Origin of the sequence: Pelomonas nitida (assembly GCF_043555975.1) — a bacterium.
Taxonomy (GTDB): domain Bacteria; phylum Pseudomonadota; class Gammaproteobacteria; order Burkholderiales; family Burkholderiaceae_C; genus Pelomonas; species Pelomonas nitida.
Genome location: NZ_JBIGIA010000001.1, coordinates 205,360 through 223,059, shown reverse-complemented (window position 1 = coordinate 223,059; position 17,700 = coordinate 205,360). Strand labels below are relative to the sequence as shown.

Genomic DNA, 17,700 nt, shown 5'->3' with positions numbered 1-17,700 from the left:
CGCGGGATCAGGCGTCCGCAGGAGCGTCGCCGGCGTGGAAGTTGACCGCGCGGCCGGGCACGACGGTAGAAATCGCGTGCTTGTAGACCATCTGCGTCACCGTGTTGCGCAGCAGCACGACGTATTGGTCAAAGGATTCGATATGGCCTTGCAGCTTGATGCCGTTGACCAGGTAAATGGACACCGGCACATGCTCTTTGCGCAGCAGGTTCAAAAAGGGGTCCTGCAAAAGTTGGCCTTTGTTGCTCATCGGTATGCTCCGAGTTATCGGGGGGTGGGATACGGGTAAGACCTTAACACAGCGCCTCCATAAGGCCGGAAATCACCTAGGTCTTTTCATCGAAGGGATTCTTCGAAGAACGCAGCTCTATCTTCAGCGGCGTGCCAACGAGTTTGTAGTGGGCACGGATGCGGCCTTCCAGATAACGCTTGTAGACCTCGGTGACGCCATCCAGCGCATTGCCGTGGATGACGACGATGGGCGGGTTCTGGCCGCCCTGGTGGGCATAGCGCATCTTGGGGCGAGAAACCCCCGAACGCTTGGGCTGCTGGTGTTCGACGGCTTCCTGGATGAGGCGGGTCAGCACCGGCGTGGTCATCTTGCGATACGCGGACGCATAAGCGTCGGCCATGGCGTTCCACAGGCTGCTCAGGCCCTGGCGCTTGAGCGCCGAGATGTGGTGCATGGGCGCGAACTTCAGGAACGCCAGACGCTGCTCGATCTGGCGCTGCAGCGTCTCGCGCTGGTAGCTGTCGACGGCATCCCACTTGTTGCAGGCCAGCACGACGGCGCGGCCGCTGTCGAGGATGTAGCCGGCGATGTGGGCGTCCTGGTCGGTCACGCCCTGCGTGGCATCCAGCAGCAGCAGCACGACGTGGGCGTCGGCAATGGCTTGCAGCGTCTTGACCACCGAGAACTTCTCGATGGCCTCGAACACCTTGCCCTTACGGCGCAGACCGGCCGTGTCGATGAGCTTGAACTTCTGGCCGTTACGCTCGAAGTCCACGGCAATGGCGTCGCGCGTCGTGCCGGGCATGTCGAACGCGACGAGGCGCTCCTCACCCAGCCAGGTGTTGATCAGCGTGCTCTTGCCGACGTTGGGGCGGCCGGCCACCGCCAGGCGGATGACCCCGTCTTGCTGCGGGCCCGCGCCGAATTCCTCGCTGGTGTCCTCAAACGGCTCCAGCACGGCATCCAGCAGGCTGCGAATGCCCTGCCCGTGCGCCGAAGAAATCGGGTGCGGCTCGCCCATGCCCAGCTCGTGGAACTCGGCCAGCAGCGGCGACTCGCTCATGCCTTCGGCCTTGTTGACGGCCAGGTGCACACGCTTGTTGACGCTGCGCAGGTAGCGGGCGATGTCGCTGTCATGGGCCGACAGCCCCAGGCGGATGTCGACGACGAAGATCACCGCATCGGCTTCGGCAACGGCCTGCTTGGTCTGCTTGGCCATCTCCTTGACGATGCCCGTGCTGCTGTCGGGCTCAAAACCGCCGGTGTCGATGACGATGAACTCGCGGTCGCCCAGGCGGCCGTCGCCGTAGTGGCGGTCGCGCGTCAGGCCGGCAAAGTCGGCCACGATGGCGTCACGCGACTTCGTCAGGCGGTTGAACAGCGTCGACTTGCCCACATTGGGGCGGCCGACCAAGGCAATCACTGGCTTCATGTCGTGGCCTTCACTCGGCCTTGATGGCGAACAGGCCGCCGTTCTGGGTGGCCACGAGGGCGGTGGTGCCCTGCAGCGCGATGGTGGCAACGGGCGATCCGTCGGTGGCGATGCGCGAACGCGTCTTGCCGGTGTCGCGGTCCAGCAGGTGAACCTGGCCCTCGAAGTCGCCAATGAGCACCTGCTTGTTCAGCACCACCGGCGCCGACAGCTTGCGGCGCTGGAACTGGTCGGCCGACCAGGCCAGGTCGCCATTGGCGAGCTTCCATGCCGACAGGCGGTCCGAGGCATCGCCGGCCACGACGACCTGGTCATCGGCGCCGATGCCGTTGGCGCCGCCCACGATGCGGTTCCACAGCGCGCTGCCGCGCTCGGCATTCACGCAGCCCACCGACGACTGGAAGGCTCGTGCGCAGATCAGGTCACCCTGACGCACCGCCGGACCGACCAGATCCGCCAGGCGCTCGACCTCGTTCGTGCCGCGCGGCGTCGCAACGCTGGCTTCCCAACGCAACTGACCCTTGACCGGGTCCACACCCGCCAGACGGGCGCCCTGCCCGACCACCAAGGTGTCCTTGTACGCCGTCAGCACGCCGGCCTTGGCCAGCGTCAGCGGCTCGCCGGGGCGCTTGAGTTCCCAGATCTTGCGGCCGTCGAGCGCGTCGTAGGCCAGCACCTGGCGGTCCAGCGTCAGCGCGAAGACGCGCTCGCCGGCGACGAACGGCGAGGCCACGACGGGCGTCGGCAATGCCTTCTTCCAGGCCACCTTGCCGGCGTCGAGCACTACCAGCTCGTTGTCGCGGTTGACGACCGCCGCGAAGCGGCCATCGCTGCCCACGCCGGCCGACAGCTTGGCGCCGACATCACCGCGCCACAGCTCGCGGCCATCGGCAGCCGCCAACGCCAGCACGGTGCCGTCGCTGCTGGCGACGACGAAGCGGTCGCCCGGCGTCGCGATGCTGAGCGGGAACTTGATGTCGTTGCCACGGCTGCTCCACACCAGCCGGCCCGTTGCCGGGCCGGACAGGGTCTCCAGCGCCGCCGGCTTGTCCTTGTCGGAGCCGAACCAGCTGTTCCACGTCGAGCAGCCGGCCAGCGAGCCGGCCACCAAGGCAGCCAGCGTGATCTGGGCCCAGCGCCTCATTGCGCGGCTCCGGCGGTCTCGACGACCGTGGGCACGCCCAGCGTCGCGAGCTTTGCTTCGATGACGCGGCGGTAGTCCTGCGTCTTCTCCATGCCGGCCAGGGCCTTCTGGTACTCGGCCTTGGCGGCGTCGCGCTTACCTTCCTGCAACAGGAGGTCGCCACGTCGATCGGCGACGAGGGCGGCGAACTCGGGCGACTTGATCGCATCCAGCGTCTTGGCGACTTCATCGTAGGTCTTAGGCTGGTCCAGCTGCAGACCGGCCAGGCGCAGGCGGGCCAGATCGCGGTAAGCCGGCTCCGAGCCCTGCGCGGCCACCCAGCTCAGGCTGGCCTTGGCGTCGTCGGCCTTGCCCTTGTCGAGCTGCAGCTTGGCCACTTGCAGGCTGGCCTGGGCCGCAAAACCGGTGCTGGCGAAGCGCGCCTTCAGGTCGCCGGCGGCCGCTGCGGCCTTGTCGACGTCTTGCGCGGTCAGCAGGCGATCGAACTCGCCGTACATCGCGGCAGCCTCGGCGGCCTGGTTGCGCTCGCGCCATTGCCAGCCCTGCCAAGCGGCAAAGACAGCCAGTGCAGCGGTCAGCAACCAGGTGATCAGGTTGCCCCAGCGCTTCCAGAAGGCCTTGAGCTGGTCAAGTTGTTCTTGTTCTTCGAGGTCGAGATGCGATGCCATGGGAGGAATACAGCGATGTGCGGGCAGGGCCCGGGATTATGCGGTGCGCAACTCGGCCGCCAGTGCAGCCACGTCCGCGAGCGGGCGGGCCACCTGTTCGGCGCCATCGCGCAGGGGTTTGACGGTCACTTCACCACGGGCGAGTTCATCGCCACCGAACACCAGCGCGAAGCGGGCGCCCGAGGCGTCGGCCTTCTTGAACTGCGACTTGAACGACCCGCCGCCACCGTGCATCTGCACGGCCACGCCGGCGGCGCGCAGCGCTTCCAGCGTGGGCAGGATGCGCGGCAGGTCGGCCGGCTCGGGCACGACGGCGTAGACGTCCGGCGCGGCAGCCGGGGCCTGCAGGTTCAGCGTTTCGAGCAGCAGCAGCAGGCGCTCCAGGCCCATGCCGAAGCCCACGGCCGGCGCGGCCTTGCCGCCCAGTTGCTCGATCAGGCCGTCGTAGCGGCCGCCGGCACACACTGTGCCCTGAGCGCCCAGCTTGGTCGTCACCCACTCGAACACGGTGAGGTTGTAGTAGTCCAGCCCGCGCACGAGACGCGGGTTGATGCGGTAGGCCAGGCCGACGGCGTCCAGCAGCGCGCGCACGCCGTTGAAGTGGGCCAACGAGGCTTCACCGAGGAAGTCCAACAGCTTGGGCGCGCCTTCGGCCATCGCCTGCATGGCCGGGTTCTTCGTGTCCAGCACGCGAAGCGGGTTGCTGTACATGCGGGCCTTGGCCTCATCGTCCAGCACATCCTGGTGCTGTTCGAGGTGGGCGATCAGCGCGGCGCGGTGCGCGGCGCGCTCGTCGGGTTGGCCCAGGCAGTTGAGTTCCAGCGTGACGTCTTCGCCCTCCTTCAGGCCCAGCTCGCGCCACAGCGTGCGGGCCAGCAGGATGACCTCGGCGTCGACGTCGGGGCCGGCGAAGCCCAGCGCCTCGATGCCCATCTGGTGGAACTGGCGATAGCGGCCCTTCTGCGGCTTCTCGCGGCGGAACATCGGGCCCGTGTAGTACAGGCGCCGCGGGCTGTCGCGCAGGTAGCTGTGCTCGATCATCGCGCGCACGACGCCGGCCGTGCCCTCGGGGCGCAGCGCCAGGTGTTCGGCCTGACCATGCTTGTCGGCGCGGTCTTCGAAGGCGTACATCTCCTTCTCGACGATGTCGGTCACCTCGCCGATGCCGCGCACGAACAGCGCCGTCGGCTCGACGATGGGCACGCGCACGTTGCTGTAGCCGTAGCGCTGCAGCACGCTGCGCATCTTCGCCTCCAGCCACTCCCAGCGCGCCGACTCCGGCGGCAGGATGTCGTTCATGCCTTTCACCGCCTGCAGCGGCTGGACTTTCTTGTTGTCACTCATGCAGTAGCCGTGGCGCCGAAGCGCTTCTCGATGTAGTTCTCGACCAGCGCGTGGAACTCCTGCGCGATGTTGTCACCGCGCAGTGTCACGGCCTTCTCGCCGTCGATGAAGACGGGTGCCGCCGGCGCCTCGCCGGTGCCCGGCAGGCTGATGCCGATGTCGGCGTGCTTGCTCTCGCCCGGGCCGTTGACGATGCAGCCCATGACGGCCACTTTCATCTCTTCCACGCCCGGGTACTTGCTGCGCCAGACGGGCATCTGCAGGCGCAGGAAGTCGTCGATCTGCTTGGCGAGTTCCTGGAAGGTGGTGCTGGTCGTGCGGCCGCAGCCCGGGCAGGCCGTGACGCTCGGGTTGAAGTGACGCAGGCCCAGCGACTGCAGGATCTCCAGCGCGACGACGACCTCCTGCGTGCGCGACTCGCCCGGTTGGGGCGTCAGGCTGACGCGGATGGTGTCGCCGATGCCTTCCTGCGCCAGGATGCCCAGCGCCACCGACGACGCCACCGTGCCCTTGGTGCCCATGCCGGCTTCGGTCAGGCCCAGGTGCAGCGCGTAGTCGCAGCGGCGGGCCAGCTCGCGGTAGACCGAGATCAGGTCCTGCACGCCGCTGACCTTGCAGCTGATGATGATGTTGTCGGGGTTCATGCCCAGCTCGCGGGCATAGCCGGCCGACGTCAGCGCCGACTCCACCAACGCCTGGTACATGACCGGCTTGGCGCCCCACGGCACCGCACGGCGCGCGTTCTCGTCCATGAACTGCGCGAGCAGCTCCTGGTCCAGGCTGCCCCAGTTGACGCCGATGCGCACGACCTTGTCGTACTTCATCGCCGCCTCGATCATCTGCGCAAACTGCTTGTCCTTCTTCTCGCCCTTGCCCACGTTGCCGGGATTGATGCGGTACTTGGACAGGGCCTGGGCCATGGCCGGGTGCTCGGTCAACAGGCGATGGCCGTTGTAGTGGAAGTCGCCCACCAACGGCACATCGATGCCCATGCGGTCGAGCTGCTCGCGGATGTAGGGCACCTGCTCGGCAGCCTCCGGCGTGTTCACCGTGATGCGCACGAGCTCGGAGCCGGCGATGGCCAGCTCCTTGATCTGGATGGCGGTGCCGATGGCGTCCACGGTGTCCGTGTTGGTCATGGACTGCACGCGCACCGGCGCGTCACCGCCCACCGTCACGACACGGCCGCCCCAGACCACGCGGGCCTGGCGGCTGCGGCGCGCCGCCGGCGCCGCTTCGGGAATGATCCATTCGCTCATCAATTCAACTCCAGACGGGCGACGTTGTTGCTCGCGCGCCCCGCCAGGTCGACGGCGGCACCGCGCCATTCGACCTGCGTGCCACGCACATTGCCGACGCGCACCTTGTAAGGCGCTGCGCCATTGAACTGCTGCTGCTCACCCTGGCGCAACACGCGCGACAGCAGCAACTGGCCGCCCGCATCGACGACCTCGACCCAGCTGTCCTCGCTCGCCGAGATGCGCAACGCCGAGCCGACCTGGGCCGGCGCCGGCACATCACGCACCTGCAGCGGCGCGGAAGCACGAACCGCAGGCGCAGAGGCGGGCTCGGAGGCCACCGGCGCAAGAGCCGCTGGCGCTGACGCAGGCGCCGATGGCACCGCGACCGGCAGGGCAACCGCCGTCGGCGCGGACACCGATACCGAGACCCCCGGCTCCGACGCGGCCGACGGCGCCGGCACGAACTCGCCCGCGGCGACGCTGGCCGCCGGCGTCACTTGACCCGACGCCGGCACCGGCGCGGGCGCGATGCCCGCCTCGGGCAGCCAGCCGGCCGGCACCCAGTAGATGGCCGCCGCAGCGACCAGCAGCAGCCCGGCCAGCCAAACGACTGGCCGCTTCAGCCACGTCAGCACGCTGCCATCGATGGGGCCGACGCTACGCTCGCGAAACGGCTGATTGAGGCCCGGACGCATATCGAAGCCCTGCTCGCTGGTGCGAGGGAGCATCGCCAGCACCGGCGCAGCCTCGACCTTCAGCGCGCGGCAAACGGCCGTCGCCAGCGCGCGCGCGAACGTGGCATCGGGCAGATCGGCGTAGCGGTCAGCCTCCAGCGCCTCGAGCTTCGCCTGCGGCACCTTGAGCGTGACCGCCAGTGCAGCGATGTGCAGGCCGCGCTGCTGGCGCGCATGGCGAAGCCAGGCGCCCGCTGTCGTCGGCTCTGGCACTCGTCCCTCGGAAATGGGTTGCATCGTCTTGTTCTGTGGGTGGCCGGCAGGCGGCTCAGTCGTCGTAGCGGCCAGCGTCCAAGGCCTGGATCTCGGGGGATTGCGGGTACTTGCGACGCAATTGCTGAGACAGATCGTTGGTCGCCACCGTGTTGCCCAGCTTGCGCTCCACCCGCAGTTGCAGCCACAGGCTCTGTGCGTTGGCCTGCTCGGGCTGGTCATTGACGCGCTTCACGTAAAAGCGTGCACGCTCCAGCTCACCGTTGCGATAGAGCACTTCAGACAAGTTGACGGCGATGACCGGGCTGGCGGGGTCCAGCTCGAAGGCGCGGACCAGCGTCTTCTCAGCCACCGGCAGCCGCCCCGAACGGGCTTCGCAGACGCCTTTGGCCAACTGTGTGCGCGACGCGCCACGGTACGTGGGCTGAGCCAGCGCCTGATCGAACAAGGTGTCGGCCGCCTGCCAGCGCTGTTGCTGGCACTGGAACCAGCCGAAGTTGTGCAAGGTGTCGGCGTCGTTCGGATAGACCGTCAGCGCGCGGCGGAAGGTGTCCTCGGCCAGCGTATGGTCGCCCATGGCTGCGTAGATGAGGCCACGCAGATTGACGGCCTCGCGCATGTCGGGCTTGGCCTGCAGCGCGAGCTTGAGTTCGTCCAGCGCCGTCGAGAACTGACCGCGCGAGAAATAGCCCTGCGCCAGCTCCAGCCGGATCGCCGCACGACGATCAGCGTCCGTCTGATCGGACTCGGTCTTGATCTCGCGGTCGGCATTGGGGGCGGTGCGTGTGCCGGCGCAGGCGGCAAGCACAGCGGCGAACAGAACGATCAGCAGTCGCTTCATCAGATCCTCGGGGGTGGACATCAATGGCACGTTGCCGCCCCACGCCGCCCGCCGCCGTCCGGGCGATTGACGGGCGGTGCGAACGGAACGAAGGGGACGGGCATCACGTGGATTTGGCCACCGTCACAGGGGCCCTGACCATGCGGATATGCGCGCGGGTGCGATCCTGTACCTCGCCGGCCAGCTGGCCACAGGCAGCATCGATGTCGTCGCCGCGGGTCTTGCGCACAGTCGTCACCAGGCCCGCCTGGATCAACACCTCGGCAAAGGCCTGCACGCGCGCATTCGTGCTGCGTGTCAGGCCCGACGCCGGGAAGGGGTTGAAGGGGATCAGGTTGATCTTGCAGTTGACGTGGTTCTTCACCAGCTTCAGCAGCTCACGCGCCTGCTCGGGTGAATCGTTCACCTCCTGCAGCATGCAGTACTCGAAGGTGATGAAGTCGCGTGGCGCCTTCTCCAGGTAGCGATTGCAGGCGTCCAGCAGTTCGGCGATCGGGTACTTCTTGTTCAGCGGCACGAGCTGGTCGCGCAGCGGATCGGTGGGTGCATGCAGACTGACCGCCAGAGCGACGGGACAGTCCTCGCGCAGCCGGTCGATCATCGGCACGACGCCGGAGGTCGACACGGTGACACGCCGACGGCTCAGGCCGTAGCCGTGATCGTCGAGCATGGTCTTGAGGGCCGGCACGAGCTGGTCGTAGTTCTGCAACGGCTCGCCCATGCCCATCATCACGACGTTGGAGATGACGCGATCCGTCGTGTTGAGGCGCTTGCGCAGCGCATGCTCGGCAAACCACAGCTGGGCGGTGATCTCGGCGGTTGCCAGATTGCGGCTGAAGCCCTGGTGGCCGGTGGAGCAGAAGCGGCAGCCCACGGCACACCCGGCCTGGCTGGACACGCACAGCGTGCCGCGATCGTCTTCGGGGATGAAGACCGCCTCGACGGCGTTGCCGGCGCCGACATCGAACAGCCACTTGATGGTGCCGTCCGCCGAGACATGCTCGGAGATGACGGGCAGCGCCGTCACGTGGGCGCGCCCCTTGAGCTTGTCGCGCAGGGACTTGGCGAGGTCGGACATCTGGTCGAAGTCCGACACGCCCTTCTGGTGAACCCAGCGGAACAGCTGGGTCGCACGGAATTTCTTTTCGCCCAGTTGCTCGCAGAAGGCGGCCAAGCCTGGCAGATCAAAACCGAGCAGGTTGACCGCATCCATACGAACTTCCTGGGCCGGGGTCACCGACCCCGTTGGGGGTTTAACGCGAGTAGACGTTCAGGCCGGGGAAGAAGAAGGCCACTTCAACGGCGGCCGTCTCCGGGGCATCGGAGCCGTGCACGGCATTGGCGTCGATGCTGTCAGCGAAGTCGGCACGGATGGTGCCCTTCTCTGCCTTCTTCGGGTCCGTGGCGCCCATCAGTTCACGGTTCTTCAGGATGGCGTTCTCGCCTTCCAGCACCTGGATCATCACCGGGCCGGAGATCATGAAGTTGACCAGATCGTTGAAGAACGGGCGGGCCTTGTGGACGCCGTAGAACTGCTCGGCTTCACCGCGCGACAGCTGCACCAGCTTGGCAGCAGCGATCTTCAGACCAGCGCCTTCGAAGCGGGCGTAGATCTGGCCGATGACGTTCTTCGCCACGGCATCGGGCTTGATGATGGACAGGGTGCGTTCGATTGCCATGGAAATCTCCTGATGAGGTGTATTGGACAAAACCCGTGATTGTAGCGTTGGGGGATGACCCCAGTTGCGGTCCCGAGCGGACTTCAGCGCCGGCCGCCGAAGCCGCCGCCGGAACGCCCACCGCCACCGCCCTTGCCGCCGCGTCCACCGCCGCCGCCACCGCGGCGCAGATAGGCATCGCCCCCGATGTAGCCCAGCGAGGTCTGCATCGGATCAGGCTCGCGCTGGCCGCCCTTGTTGCCGCCCTTGCCAGGGCGGTCGACCTGCTGGCTGCCGCCGGCGCCGAAGCCCTGCGGAATGCCGCGCTTGCCACCCGTTGCATGGCGGCGGTCGAAAGTCTGCTCCAGCGGGTTGATGTGATGCGGGATGAAACCGTCGTCGTCTTCATCGTCGTCGCGGCGCTGCGCACGCTCCTCACGCTGCGGGCGCTGCTGCGGCTCTTGCGGACGGCTCGGGCGCGGACCGACGCCACTGTGGCGGTCATCGGAGCGGCGCTTGTTGCGATCGTTCTTGCCGCCTTGCGGCTGAGCCTGAGCCTTGCCCTGGCCGTTGCCTGCACTGGCGCCCGCATGCGAGGTGTGACCGGCCAGACGGCGGATGACGCGCACATCGTCGTCACCCAGCTCCACCCAGACGCCACGCTTGAGGCCGCGCGGCAGCACGACGGTGCCGTAGCGGATGCGGATCAGGCGGCTGACCACCATGCCCACCGCCTCGAACAGCTTGCGCACTTCGCGGTTGCGGCCTTCGGTGATGACGACGCGATACCAGCGGTTCGCGCCTTCGCCACCGCCGTCCTCGATGCTCTTGAAGGACGCCGTCTGGCCATCCACGCTGACGCCCTCCAGCAGGCGCGCGCGCTGCTCGTCACTCAGCGAGCCCAGCACGCGAGCCGCGTACTCGCGCTCCACGCCGAAGCGCGGGTGCATGAGCTGGTTGGCCAGTTCGCCGGAGTTGGTGAACAGCAGCAGGCCTTCGGTGTTGATGTCCAGGCGGCCGACGGACTGCCACTTCTGGCCCTGCACGCGCGGCAGCGTGCGGAACACCGTGGGGCGGCCTTCGGGGTCGTTGAAGGTGGAGACCTCGCCGGTGGGCTTGTGATAAGCCAGGATGCGCGGGTTCGGCGGCGAGATGCGCACGCGCACGTCCTTGCCGTTGACCTTGACGCGGTCGCCGAACGAGATGCGCTGGCCGACATGGGCGACCTCGCCGTTCACCTCGATCTTGCCTTCGGCGATCCACTCCTCGATGTCGCGGCGCGAGCCGATGCCCGACTGAGCCAGCACCTTCTGCAGTTTGGGCGCATCGGCGTCGGCCGCCAGCACGCGCTTGGCCTCGCCATCAACAGCCCCCTCGGCCGCCTCTTCCGGCTCGGGGCGCAGCGTCGGCAGTTCACCGACAGGGCCCTCGGACTCCGCATCCAGGTTGCCCGACAGCACATCGGCGAAGCGCGCACCCGCCGCCTCCACCAGCTCAGGCGCCAGCGCCCGACCCGGCAGCGCATCCGCGCCCACCGCCGCAGGCGCTGCGCCCGCCGGGCGCTCACCGCGCTCCTTGCGGTTACGCCGCCGGTTGCGACCGCGACCGCCGCGCTCACCATCCTCACCCTCGCCATCACCCGACTCGCCGCCCTCGTCACCTTCCGCACCCTCGTCACCCATGGCGACAGCCGGTGCATCACCCAGCGTGAAGATCGGTGCTGGCGCAGGGGCCGGCGCAGCCGCCACGGCTGCCGGCGCCTCGAACAGCGGCGCCTGCACAACGCCATCGGCAGCGACGGCTGTCTTGCGCGGTGCGCGCTTGCGGGCCGGGGCCGGCACGTCTTCAGCCGCCGCCTCCGCAACCGGCGCATCGCTTTCCGCGACCGCTTCGGCCTTGCGACGCGTGCGCTTCACGGGCACAGCAGCCTCTGCGGCTTCTGCCGGCGCATCGGCGGCCGGCTTGGCCGTGGTGCGACGCCGCTTGGGTGCGGCAGGCGCCTCCGCATCAGCGGCGGGAGGCAGGGAATGTTCTTGGTCGGCAGCGTCGTTCATGCGGATTCGTGCGGAGGTTGCGAGGGCGGGTCGGAGGGATCAGTGAAATCGGGGTTGGGAAGGGCCGGCGTACCGTCGGCACCAAACAGGCTTTGCGACAAAGGCGGCGCATCGACAGACGGTTCGGCCGGCGGCTCTCCGTCTGCGTTGCCCTGCACGCCTGCCTCGACAAGAGGCTCGGGAGCGGGCGCCGCGAGTTCGACAGCGCCAACCGGCGCCCCGGCGGCCGGCGGCGGCGGCGATGGCTCAGCCGCCGCCTCTTCGGGGTCGGTGAGCAACTGACCTTGCAGGGCTTCGAAGGCCGGCGGCTCGCTGCCGACTTCCAGTGCCGGCAGTTGCTCCAGGCTGGCCAGACCGAGGTCATCCAGGAAGGCCTTGGTCGTCGCGTACAGCGCCGGACGCCCTGGCGTCTCGCGGTGGCCGATGGCCTCGATCCAGCCGCGGTCCTCGAGCTGCTTGATGATCTGGCTCGCGACGACGACACCGCGGATGTCTTCGATGTCGCCCCGCGTGACCGGCTGCCGGTAGGCAATGATGGCCAGCGTCTCCAGCACGGCCCGCGAATACCGCGGCGGCTTCTCCGGGTGGAGGCGATCGAGGTACTCGCGCAACTCGGGCCGGCTCTGGAAGCGCCAACCGGAGGCCAGCGCCACAAGCTCCACGCCGCGACCTTCCCAGTCGCGGGACAGCTCGTCGATCAGGCTCCGAACGCTGTCGGCGCCCAACTCGTCGGCAAACAGGCTGCGCATCTCGCGCAGCGTCAGCGGCTGCGAGGCACAGATCAGCGCGGTTTCGAGGACGCGCTTGGCATCCTGGGTGTTCATGAACTCAACTTCGCACCCTCAATGGGTAGAGCTCTGGCGTTGGCCCCGGGTCAGGACGCTTTCAGTCCAGCGTTCGTCAGGCGGGCGGGGCGGGTCTTGCTTGCATCGGGCGCCGTTCCGGCCTTGTCAGCAGCCGGCGGCGTAGCGAGATGGTCGACGGCGCCGGGGATGACTGCATTCCCGCTTTGGGCGCATCCACTTCGGGCAGCGCTCAGTCACGACGACCGGCGCGCATTGTAGCCATGTCGGCGCAACACCCCGCGCCGCATCATGCCGGCAGCCCGCTGGCGCCGATTTCAGCCCAGGCGGCCGCCAGGTCCGCCGGCAGTTCAGCCTCCAGCACCACGGCCTCACCGGTGGCCGGGTGCGTGAACGACAACCTCGCCGCGTGCAGTGCCTGGCGCGCGAGGCCCAGGGCCGGCACCCCGCCGTACAGCGCATCGGCCACGAGCGGGTGGCCCATGTGCGTGAGGTGCACGCGGATCTGGTGCGTGCGCCCCGTGTGCAACACGCAGTGGACCGCGCTGACGGGACGCCCCTGCACGTCGCCCACACCCAGCGGAAACACGTCGGTGCGCGCCGGCTTGCCGAGGTTGGCGGGCGCGATGGCCATCTTGACGCGCGACACCGGGTCGCGCCGCATGGCCCGCTCGATGACCATCTCCTCCTCCACGCGCCCCCAGACCAGCGCCAGGTACTCGCGATGCACCTCCCGGGCGGCGATCTGCCGGCTCAGCGAGGTGACGGCCTCCAGCGTCTTGCCGACCAGCATGAGGCCGCTGGTGTCCTTGTCCAGCCGATGCACGATGCCGGCACGCGGCAGCGTCGCCGCGGCGGCATGGTGGGCCAGCAGCCCGTTCATCAGCGTCCCCGACCAGTTGCCCGGCGCGGGATGCACCACCAGCCCCACGGGCTTGTTGATGACGGCCAGGTGCTCGTCCTCGAAAACGATGTCCAGCGGCATCGCCTCGGCCCGGAAGGCCCGGCTCTCGTCCGTGGGCTGCAGCTCGATCTCGACATGCTGGCCAGCGCGCAACTTGTGCGCCGGCTTGAGCAACGCACGGCCGTCGAGCAGCACGCAGCCGCGCTCGATGAGCGACTGCAGGTGATTGCGGGAGAACTCCGGCGCCAGGCCCGTGAGCCACCGGTCCAGCCGCTCGCCATGGCCTGCGGCGTCCACATCGGCGCTGCGGCGCTCCGCGGCCTCGGCAGGCGACAACTCGCCGGCCTCGTCTTCCGGGTCCGTCAGCCCCCCCGCCCTATACTCAGCGTCCATTGTTCAGTGTGACCGGGCCGGCTTCAACGCCCCCAGCTTCAGACATGTTTGTTGAGAAATCCCAGGCCGGCCGCGCCTTCCTCGGCGCCTTCACGATGGCACTTGCCCTTGGCCTGGCCGGTTGCGGCTCGACGCCGAAAGAGGACCCGAACTCTCAGGCCGCTCTCGACAAATTGTATGCAGACGCCAAGGACGACCTGAGTTCCGGCAGCTACGACCGCGCCATCAAGACGCTCGAGAAGATCGAGGGCCGCGCCGCCGGGACGACCATGGGCCAGCAGGCCACGCTGGATGTCGCCTGGGCCTACTACAAGACCGGCGAACGCGCGCAGGCCGTCACGACGCTGGATCGCTTCATCAAGCTCAACCCGTCCAGCCCGGCGATGGACTACGCCCTCTACCTGAAGGGCATCGTCAACTTCAACGAAGACCTCGGCCTGTTCGGCCGCCTGGCCAACCAGGACGTCGCCGAGCGCGACCAGCAGGCCTCGCGCGAAGCCGTGCTGGCCTTCCGTCAGCTCGTCGAGCAGTTCCCGGAATCGAAGTACGCGCCCGACGCGTCCTCGCGCATCGACTTCATCACGAACACGCTGGCCGCCTACGAAATCCACGTGGCGCGCTACTACTTCAACCGCAAGGCCTACGTCGCGGCCGCCAACCGCGCGCAGGCCGCCGTGGCCGAGTTCCAGCACGCCCCCGGCATCGAAGAAGCGCTCTACATCATGGGCGAGAGCTACGACAAGCTGGGCCTCACGCAACTGCGCGACGACGCCCGCCGCGTGCTGGACAGGAACTTCCCCGACAGCGAGTTCGCCTCCAACGGCGGCAAGAAGAAGGGCAAGCCCTGGTACATGCTCTGGAAGTTCTGGAGCTGAGGCGAGCCCCTCGCCCAAGCGGGCCGCCTCGGGAGCGGCCCAGCGCTCGGCGCGAAAGGCAAGAAACCTCAGACGGGCCGTTCAGGCCCGTTCTTCATTGAGGCGCTGCAACCATTCAAGCGCCTCGGCCTCGTTGGCCACCGGCGTCATCGGCGGCAGTGCGGCGCGCAGGCGGCGGCCGTAGTTCATGCCCGCCATGCGCGGGTCGCACACCACCAGCAGGCCGCGGTCGGTCTCGGTGCGGATCAGGCGCCCGGCGCCCTGCTTCAACGCGATGGCCGCCTCGGCGACGAAGTACTCCGAGAACGCATTGCGGCCCTCCGCCTCCAGCCGCTGCACGCGCGCCTCGACGAGCGGATCATTCGGCGGCGGGAACGGCAGCTTGTCGATAACGACGCATTGCAGCGCATCGCCCGGCACGTCGATACCCTCCCAGAAGCTGGCCGAGCCGACCAGCACCGAGGCAGGGTTGTCGATGAAGCGCTGCAACAGCACACGCTTGGGTGCTGCACCCTGCTGCAGCACGCCAATGGCGTCGCCGGCCTCCTCGAAGCGCTCGCGCAGCGCGTCAGCCACCGTCTGCAGATTGCGCAGCGTCGTCGTCAACACGAAGGTGCGCCCGCCCAGCGCCCGCGCCAGCCGCGACGCCAGCAAAGCCACGCTGGGCGGGTGCGCGGGCTCTGACGGTTTGGGAAAACCGCGCGGCACGTACAGCCGCGCGTTGGCCGGGTAGTCGAACGGACTGCCCACGCGCAGGATCTCGGCGTCGGTCAGGCCCGCAGGTTCGGTGAACCAGGTCAGGCCTTCGTCATCACCCAGCGTCGCCGAGGTGAACACCCAGGCCTTGGGCGGCCCCTCGAGCTGCTGCTGCATGGCATCGCGGATGTCCAGCGGCGACTCGACCAGCCTGGCCGTGTGCGGGCTGATGTCGATCCACCGCACATCGCCCGGTGCAGGATCGGCCGCGAACTGCTTCGCCAGATCACGCAGTTGCTGGGCGCGCTCGCAAAGACGTGCAAAGTCCGGCGAAGCTGCCTGGACGGCCGTCAGCGCCTCGAGCGCCTGGGCGCAGGCCGCCTCCACACCGGCAAGGGCTGCGGCGAAGGCCGACTGCGAAGCCCGTTCCTTCCAGCCCAGCTTCAGCGTGCCGCGCAACTCGCGACCTGCCGTGGCCAGCGGCCCGGCCGCCGCCAGGCGCAACTCCCGCGTCGCCTTCTCGACGGCCGCCTGCAAGGCCTGCCAGTCATGCACCCCGCGCGCATGGGCCAAGCCGTGGGCCAGCATGTCACGGGCAAAGTCCACCAGCGCGGCCGTGCCCAGCAAGGTGCCGAGGAATTGCACACCGGCCTCGGCCAGTTGGTGCGCCTCGTCGAAGACGGCAATCTCCACGCTGGGCAGCAGCTCGGCCACACCGGTGTCGCGCAGCGTCACGTCTGCAAAGAACAGATGGTGGTTGACGACGACGACATCGGCCTCCATCGCCTCGCGCCGCGCCTTCACGACATAACAGGACTTCCAGTCGGGGCATTCCTGTCCCAGGCAGTTCTCGCGGCTGGAGCTGACGATCGGGATGATGGGTGAGCGCTCGTCGAGGCCGTCGATCTCGGCGAAGTCGCCGGTGGCCGTGCCCAGCGCCCAGCGCTCGATGCGCGCCAGGGACAGCGCCGTACGACGGTCCGGGAACTCGCCGCTGACGCGCGCCTCCTTCATGCGGTGCAGGCACAGGTAGCTGCTGCGCCCTTTGAGCAACGCCAGCCGCACGGGCGTGTTCAGCGCCCGTGTCAGGCGCGGCAGATCCCGCAGGAACAGCTGATCCTGCAGGCTCTTGGTTGCGGTGCTGATGAGCGCGCGGCTGCCGGCCAGCAGCGTGGGCACCAGATAGGCGAAGGTCTTGCCCACGCCGGTCCCGGCCTCAACCACCAGCGCCTGCCGCCGGCTCAACGCCCGCGCCACGGCGCGACTCATCTGCAGCTGCGGCTCACGCGGCTTGTAGCCAGCGTCAAGGCGCGCCAGGGGGCCTCCCGCATCGAACGCGGCCAGCACCGCCTGTTCGAGCTCATCGGCATCAGGCGCGGCAGCCGGCGTTGCACCATCCAGCGCGTCCAGCCAGTCATCCAGGCCCGGGTCAGGCGAGGTCATCGGGCTCCGTCGTGGCTTCGAGCCGGGCGATCATGTCGCGCAAGGCCAAACGGCGCTTTTTCAGGCGCTGCAGCGACAGTTCATCCACCGGCACCTGCACAACCAAGCGATCGATCATCGCGTCAAGATCTCCATGCTCCATGCGCAGCTCGATCAGCCGCCGGCTCAACGAGTGAAGTTGTTCATTCATTCGGGGGTTTATGTGAGCGAGGAGCACCGGCCCCCAGGCGGGCGGGCCAGTATAGTTTTCGCATGGCCACTTCTTCCGACGTCGGATTCCGACTCACCGCTGCGACCGGCACCCACCGCGGGGACCGTTCATATCAGCAGGACCAGGTCGCTGTCATCGCGCACCCGCGCATCGACGGCTGCGTCATGGGCATCGTGGCAGACGGCATGGGCGGCAAGAGCGGCGGCCGCAAAGCCGCCGACCAGGTCATCCTGACGGCGCAACAGTTGTTCGAGCGCTATTCGCCCGAAGACGAATCCCCCGCCGAACTGCTGAGCCAGATCACGTCGGAAGCGCATCTGATGATCAAGCTGACGGCCATCTCCGCCGAGGAAGAACCGCACAGCACGATCGCGAGCTTCGTCGTCAGCAGTGATCGCTGCGCCTACTGGACCCACTCGGGCGACTCCCGCATCTACTGGTTCCGTGGCCCGAAGCTGGTCAAGCGCTCCATGGATCACTCCTACGTGCAGCGCCTCGTCGACGAGGGACAGCTGACTGAAGCCGAGGCCAGCTCGCACCCACAGAGCAACCTGCTAACGGCGTGTCTGGGCACCGTGCAGGACCCGACATCCACCGCCGAGCGCTTCGAAGGCATGGAGGTCGGCGACACGCTGATGTGCTGCAGCGACGGGCTGTGGCACTACTTCACCGCCCAGGAGCTGGGCAGCGTGCTGCACAGCCTGCCACCCCGCGAGGCGGCCGAGCTGCTGGTGAGCAAGGCTCGTCAGCGCGCACGTGGCGGCGGCGACAACCTGTCGATCGCCATCGTCAAGCTCGAAGCGCTGGACTGACG

General features: G+C 68.2%; 17 protein-coding genes. 2 read left to right on the top strand and 15 right to left on the bottom strand.

The window, feature by feature from the left end; all coding sequences use genetic code 11:
• Window positions 1–7: 7 nt before the first annotated feature.
• The 13 genes from hfq to ACG00X_RS00925 form a co-directional block, all read right to left on the bottom strand.
• Entirely contained in the window at window positions 8–250 is a 243-nt protein-coding gene (hfq, locus tag ACG00X_RS00985; protein WP_056198163.1) for an RNA chaperone Hfq, read from the bottom strand.
• A 76-nt stretch (window positions 251–326) separates the two neighbouring features.
• The gene (gene der, locus ACG00X_RS00980) at window positions 327–1,664 is read right to left on the bottom strand and encodes a ribosome biogenesis GTPase Der (protein ID WP_394486035.1); all 1,338 of its coding nucleotides are present in this window, start codon (window positions 1,662–1,664) and stop codon (window positions 327–329) included.
• 10 nt (window positions 1,665–1,674) lie between these two features.
• The gene (gene bamB, locus ACG00X_RS00975) at window positions 1,675–2,808 is read right to left on the bottom strand and encodes an outer membrane protein assembly factor BamB (protein WP_394486033.1); all 1,134 of its coding nucleotides are present in this window, start codon (window positions 2,806–2,808) and stop codon (window positions 1,675–1,677) included.
• On the bottom strand, window positions 2,805–3,476 hold the full coding sequence (locus ACG00X_RS00970) for a YfgM family protein (RefSeq protein ID WP_394486031.1): 672 nt from the start codon (window positions 3,474–3,476) through the stop codon (window positions 2,805–2,807). The genes bamB and ACG00X_RS00970 overlap by 4 nt, the downstream gene beginning before the upstream one ends.
• Before the next feature lie 36 nt (window positions 3,477–3,512).
• Window positions 3,513–4,820: a histidine--tRNA ligase gene (hisS, locus tag ACG00X_RS00965; RefSeq protein ID WP_394486029.1), complete on the bottom strand. Its 1,308-nt coding sequence runs from the start codon at window positions 4,818–4,820 to the stop codon at window positions 3,513–3,515.
• Window positions 4,817–6,079 (bottom strand): flavodoxin-dependent (E)-4-hydroxy-3-methylbut-2-enyl-diphosphate synthase, encoded by a 1,263-nt coding sequence (gene ispG / locus ACG00X_RS00960; protein WP_394486027.1) that lies wholly within the window; start codon window positions 6,077–6,079, stop codon window positions 4,817–4,819. Before ispG ends, hisS begins: the two co-directional genes overlap by 4 nt.
• Window positions 6,079–7,032, bottom strand: coding sequence for a helix-turn-helix domain-containing protein (locus ACG00X_RS00955; RefSeq protein ID WP_394486024.1), 954 nt, complete (start codon window positions 7,030–7,032; stop codon window positions 6,079–6,081). The genes ispG and ACG00X_RS00955 overlap by 1 nt, the downstream gene beginning before the upstream one ends.
• Window positions 7,033–7,063: 31 nt before the next feature.
• Window positions 7,064–7,849, bottom strand: coding sequence for a type IV pilus biogenesis/stability protein PilW (pilW, locus tag ACG00X_RS00950; RefSeq protein WP_394486023.1), 786 nt, complete (start codon window positions 7,847–7,849; stop codon window positions 7,064–7,066).
• Between the two features lie 103 nt (window positions 7,850–7,952).
• The gene (gene rlmN / locus ACG00X_RS00945) at window positions 7,953–9,062 is read right to left on the bottom strand and encodes a dual-specificity RNA methyltransferase RlmN (RefSeq protein ID WP_394486021.1); all 1,110 of its coding nucleotides are present in this window, start codon (window positions 9,060–9,062) and stop codon (window positions 7,953–7,955) included.
• Window positions 9,063–9,102: 40 nt separating this feature from the next.
• Window positions 9,103–9,528 (bottom strand): nucleoside-diphosphate kinase, encoded by a 426-nt coding sequence (gene ndk, locus ACG00X_RS00940; protein ID WP_394486019.1) that lies wholly within the window; start codon window positions 9,526–9,528, stop codon window positions 9,103–9,105.
• A gap of 83 nt (window positions 9,529–9,611) precedes the next feature.
• The gene (locus ACG00X_RS00935; RefSeq protein ID WP_394486017.1) at window positions 9,612–11,561 is read right to left on the bottom strand and encodes a pseudouridine synthase; all 1,950 of its coding nucleotides are present in this window, start codon (window positions 11,559–11,561) and stop codon (window positions 9,612–9,614) included.
• Window positions 11,558–12,385 carry an SMC-Scp complex subunit ScpB gene (gene scpB / locus ACG00X_RS00930; protein WP_394486016.1) on the bottom strand — a complete coding sequence of 276 codons (828 nt, stop codon included), beginning with the start codon at window positions 12,383–12,385 and terminating at the stop codon, window positions 11,558–11,560. Before scpB ends, ACG00X_RS00935 begins: the two co-directional genes overlap by 4 nt.
• Before the next feature lie 268 nt (window positions 12,386–12,653).
• Window positions 12,654–13,661, bottom strand: a complete 1,008-nt coding sequence (locus ACG00X_RS00925; RefSeq protein WP_394486014.1) for an RluA family pseudouridine synthase — start codon at window positions 13,659–13,661, stop codon at window positions 12,654–12,656.
• Window positions 13,662–13,705: 44 nt separating this feature from the next.
• On the opposite strand from ACG00X_RS00925, the gene ACG00X_RS00920 reads away from it, so the two are divergent.
• Entirely contained in the window at window positions 13,706–14,536 is an 831-nt protein-coding gene (locus ACG00X_RS00920) for an outer membrane protein assembly factor BamD (protein ID WP_394486011.1), read from the top strand.
• Between the two features lie 81 nt (window positions 14,537–14,617).
• On the opposite strand, the gene ACG00X_RS00915 is transcribed toward ACG00X_RS00920, so the two are convergent.
• Window positions 14,618–16,675, bottom strand: coding sequence for a DNA repair helicase YoaA (locus tag ACG00X_RS00915; RefSeq protein ID WP_394486009.1), 2,058 nt, complete (start codon window positions 16,673–16,675; stop codon window positions 14,618–14,620).
• Complete coding sequence (locus ACG00X_RS00910; protein ID WP_394486007.1) at window positions 16,662–16,865, bottom strand: YdcH family protein; 204 nt, start codon at window positions 16,863–16,865, stop codon at window positions 16,662–16,664. Before ACG00X_RS00910 ends, ACG00X_RS00915 begins: the two co-directional genes overlap by 14 nt.
• 62 nt (window positions 16,866–16,927) lie before the next feature.
• Here ACG00X_RS00910 and ACG00X_RS00905 point away from each other — a divergent pair, with 62 nt between their 5' ends.
• Window positions 16,928–17,698 (top strand): PP2C family protein-serine/threonine phosphatase, encoded by a 771-nt coding sequence (locus ACG00X_RS00905; protein ID WP_394486005.1) that lies wholly within the window; start codon window positions 16,928–16,930, stop codon window positions 17,696–17,698.
• Window positions 17,699–17,700 lie beyond the last annotated feature (2 nt).

Bases quoted from the DNA above. Each gene is read 5' to 3' on its own strand.
- hfq (WP_056198163.1), bottom strand. From the start codon at position 250: ATGAGCAACAAAGGCCAACTTTTGCAGGACCCCTTTTTGAACCTGCTG.
- der (WP_394486035.1), bottom strand. From the start codon at position 1,664: ATGAAGCCAGTGATTGCCTTGGTCGGCCGCCCCAATGTGGGCAAGTCG.
- bamB (WP_394486033.1), bottom strand. From the start codon at position 2,808: ATGAGGCGCTGGGCCCAGATCACGCTGGCTGCCTTGGTGGCCGGCTCG.
- ACG00X_RS00970 (WP_394486031.1), bottom strand. From the start codon at position 3,476: ATGGCATCGCATCTCGACCTCGAAGAACAAGAACAACTTGACCAGCTC.
- hisS (WP_394486029.1), bottom strand. From the start codon at position 4,820: ATGAGTGACAACAAGAAAGTCCAGCCGCTGCAGGCGGTGAAAGGCATG.
- ispG (WP_394486027.1), bottom strand. From the start codon at position 6,079: ATGAGCGAATGGATCATTCCCGAAGCGGCGCCGGCGGCGCGCCGCAGC.
- ACG00X_RS00955 (WP_394486024.1), bottom strand. From the start codon at position 7,032: ATGCAACCCATTTCCGAGGGACGAGTGCCAGAGCCGACGACAGCGGGC.
- pilW (WP_394486023.1), bottom strand. From the start codon at position 7,849: ATGAAGCGACTGCTGATCGTTCTGTTCGCCGCTGTGCTTGCCGCCTGC.
- rlmN (WP_394486021.1), bottom strand. From the start codon at position 9,062: ATGGATGCGGTCAACCTGCTCGGTTTTGATCTGCCAGGCTTGGCCGCC.
- ndk (WP_394486019.1), bottom strand. From the start codon at position 9,528: ATGGCAATCGAACGCACCCTGTCCATCATCAAGCCCGATGCCGTGGCG.
- ACG00X_RS00935 (WP_394486017.1), bottom strand. From the start codon at position 11,561: ATGAACGACGCTGCCGACCAAGAACATTCCCTGCCTCCCGCCGCTGAT.
- scpB (WP_394486016.1), bottom strand. From the start codon at position 12,385: ATGAACACCCAGGATGCCAAGCGCGTCCTCGAAACCGCGCTGATCTGT.
- ACG00X_RS00925 (WP_394486014.1), bottom strand. From the start codon at position 13,661: ATGGACGCTGAGTATAGGGCGGGGGGGCTGACGGACCCGGAAGACGAG.
- ACG00X_RS00920 (WP_394486011.1), top strand. From the start codon at position 13,706: ATGTTTGTTGAGAAATCCCAGGCCGGCCGCGCCTTCCTCGGCGCCTTC.
- ACG00X_RS00915 (WP_394486009.1), bottom strand. From the start codon at position 16,675: ATGACCTCGCCTGACCCGGGCCTGGATGACTGGCTGGACGCGCTGGAT.
- ACG00X_RS00910 (WP_394486007.1), bottom strand. From the start codon at position 16,865: ATGAATGAACAACTTCACTCGTTGAGCCGGCGGCTGATCGAGCTGCGC.
- ACG00X_RS00905 (WP_394486005.1), top strand. From the start codon at position 16,928: ATGGCCACTTCTTCCGACGTCGGATTCCGACTCACCGCTGCGACCGGC.